Genomic DNA, 2,939 nt, shown 5'->3' with positions numbered 1-2,939 from the left:
CCCAGCTGCGCACCGCTGGCCGGTGGCGGCCGATCTCGGTGTCCTCGACATCCTGGAGGACCTGGCCGCGCAGGCCGCGCACCGGGATTCGTCGGGTCTATCACCGGCCCCGGAAATCCGCAGGCTGGCGCGGGCAGGCATCCCCGGGCTGCGGCTGCCCGACGGCGGCGTCCCGCTGACGCGGCTGTTCGCATTCGTCGCCGAGCTCGCCGAGGCCGACCCCAGCGTCGCGCACGCCCTGCGCAACCACTTCGCCTTCGTCGAATTGGCCCGGCAGAGCCCGCCGGACAGCATCCGCCGCGGCTACCTCGCCAGGGTGGCCACCGGCGAGCTGATCGGCGGCTCGTTCAGTGAGCTGCGCGCCAGCAAGGCCGGCACCACCGATTTCAGCACGACGCTGTCACCGGACCAGGACGGGTACCGGCTCAACGGCCACAAGTTCTACAGCACCGGGAACCTCTACTGCGACGTGCTGTTCGTCAAGGCGGTCGACGCCGACGGTGCTCCGGTGACCGCGGCCGTGCCGACCACCCGCGCGGGTGTCGACCTCACCGACGATTGGGACGGTATCGGTCAGCGACACACCGCGAGCGGGTCGACGCACTTCCGCGATGTCGTGGTGCGGCCGGAGGAGGTGATCCCGAACTCCGAATTCGCCCCCGAAAGCGGTTCGTATTCAGCGACTTTCCCGCAGCTGTACCTGACCACGGTGGTCGCGGGCATCCTGCGGGCGATCACCGCCGACGCGGTCACCCTGGTGCGCGGGCGACGCCGCAACTACTACCACGGCAGCGCCGACGAGCCGCGCCACGAACCCGCCGTGCAGTCGGTCGTCGGCCAGATCTCGGTCAACAGCCATGCCGCGGACGCGATCGTCGCCTCGGCCGCCCGATCGCTCGAACAGGCATGGGCGACCGAGGGACCCGAGCGGGAGGACGCCCGGCTGCAGGCGTCGCTGGACGCGGCCCGCGCCAAGATCAGCGTCGACGAACTCGCGGCCCGCACCGGTTGGCTGGTGTTCGAGACCGGCGGTGCCACCTCGGTGCGGTCCGGGCTGAACCTGGACCGGCACTGGCGCAACGCCAGGACGCTGGCCTCACACAATCCCGACAGCTACAAGCTGCGCTATCTCGGTGACTATCTGCTCAACGGTGCGACGCCGCCCACGGGCAGCTTCTTCTGACCGCAGGCCGGCGAAATAGTTCACTCTGTTCTGAATACAGATCTAGATGTACTGTTATCCCCCATGGAGACGGTCACCAACAGCGCGGCGCTGTCGCGGTTCGGCTGCGCACTCTCGGATCCGACCCGGGCCCGGATCCTGCTCATGCTGCGCGACGGCCCGCACTACCCGTCCGACCTCGCCGACGCGATCGGGGTGTCCCGGCAGATCCTGTCGAATCATCTGGCCTGCCTGCGCGGTTGCGGCCTGGTCGTGGCCGAGCCGGAGGGGCGTCGCAGCCGGTACGAACTCACCGACGCGCGCATCGCGCACGCGCTCGACGATCTGATCGGCCTGGTGCTGACCGTCGACCCGGCCTGCTGCCCGGCCGCCGAGACCGGCGACTGCTGCTGATGCCCGCGATCACGCGACCGGCGGGCCTGGCCCGCAGAATCCGATGGCTGGTGGCCGCGACGATCGCCTACAACGTCATCGAGGCGGTGATCGCACTGACCGAGGGCACCCGGGTGTCGTCGTCGGCGCTGATCGGATTCGGCCTGGATTCGGCGGTCGAGGTGTCCTCCGCGGCGATCGTGGCCTGGCAGTTCGCCGCACGCGATCCCGAGTCCCGGGAGCCGGTTGCGCTGCGGCTCATCGCGTTCTCGTTCTTCGCCCTGGCCGTCTATGTGACGGTCGATGCGACGCTGTCGCTGGCCGGTGTCGGCGAGGCCCGGCATTCGCCGGTGGGGATCGCCCTGGCGGTCGCGAGCCTGCTGATCATGCCGGTGCTGTCGGTGACACAGCGCAGGGCGGCCCGTGAGCTCGGGTCCCGGTCGGCGTTCGCCGACTCCAAACAGACCCTGCTGTGCACCTACCTGTCCGCGGCGCTGCTGATCGGCCTGGTGCTCAACGCGCTGTTCGGGTGGTCGTGGGCCGATGGCATTGCGGCCCTGGTGATCGCGGCGCTCGCGGTGCGCGAAGGTGTCAACGCGTGGCGCGGTGACCCGTGTTGCTGAGGCCCGTCAGCTTTCCGGGATCTCCCGCTCGATCTCGTCGAGCCAGATCCGCGCCGACATGTCCGACGGTGCCCGCCAGTCGCCGCGGGGCGAAAGCGAACCACCGGCCGACACCTTGGGGCCGTTGGGCAGTGCCGAACGTTTGAACTGGGAGAACGAGTAGAAGCGCTGCGCGAACACCTGCAGCCAGTGCCGGATCTCCTTGAGCGAGTAGGCCGGTCGTTTGTGCTCGGGGAATCCGCTCGGCCAGTCACCGTGCGCGGCGTCGTGCCACGCATGCCAGGCCAGGAACGCCACCTTGGACGGCCGGAACCCGTAGCGCAACACCTGGAACAGCGAGAAGTCCTGCAGCGCATAGGGCCCGACCTTGGCCTCGCTGCTCTGGACCTGGTCCCCCGCGCCGGCCGGCACCAGTTCCGGGGTGATCTCGGTGTCCAGCACCGACCGCAGCACCAGGTTGACGTCGGAATCCTCCGGACCGAACTGGCCCGACGAGATGACCCACCGGATCAGGTGCTGGATCAGGGTTTTCGGCACCCCGCCGTTGACGTTGTAATGCGACATCTGGTCGCCGACACCGTAGGTCGACCAGCCCAGCGCCAGTTCGGACAGGTCCCCGGTGCCGAGCACGATGCCGCCGCGCTGATTGGCCAGCCGGAACAGATAGTCGGTACGCAGCCCGGCCTGCACGTTCTCGAAGGTGACGTCATAGACCTGCTCGCCCTTCGAATACGGGTGACCCATCTCGGTGAGCATCAGCT

The 2,939-nt window shown here is 69.0% G+C and carries 3 protein-coding genes and 1 pseudogene; 3 read left to right on the top strand and 1 reads right to left on the bottom strand.

The features are described from left to right. The 3 genes from ACWDTP_RS38095 to ACWDTP_RS38085 form a co-directional block, all read left to right on the top strand. A partial coding sequence (locus ACWDTP_RS38095; RefSeq protein WP_450028387.1) for an acyl-CoA dehydrogenase occupies window positions 1–1,183 on the top strand: 1,183 nt, incomplete at its 5' end. Window positions 1,184–1,246: 63 nt separating this feature from the next. Beyond that, the gene (locus tag ACWDTP_RS38090; RefSeq protein WP_450028386.1) at window positions 1,247–1,576 is read left to right on the top strand and encodes an ArsR/SmtB family transcription factor; all 330 of its coding nucleotides are present in this window, start codon (window positions 1,247–1,249) and stop codon (window positions 1,574–1,576) included. Continuing rightward, window positions 1,576–2,178, top strand: coding sequence for a cation transporter (locus ACWDTP_RS38085; RefSeq protein ID WP_450028385.1), 603 nt, complete (start codon window positions 1,576–1,578; stop codon window positions 2,176–2,178). Before ACWDTP_RS38090 ends, ACWDTP_RS38085 begins: the two co-directional genes overlap by 1 nt. Window positions 2,179–2,184: 6 nt before the next feature. Here ACWDTP_RS38085 and nadE read toward each other — a convergent pair. Beyond that, window positions 2,185–2,939, bottom strand: a pseudogene (gene nadE, locus ACWDTP_RS38080) (NAD(+) synthase); the annotation flags it as partial.

Source organism: Mycobacterium sp. NPDC003449 (assembly GCF_053588415.1).
This window is presented reverse-complemented; position numbering and strand designations above follow the sequence as displayed.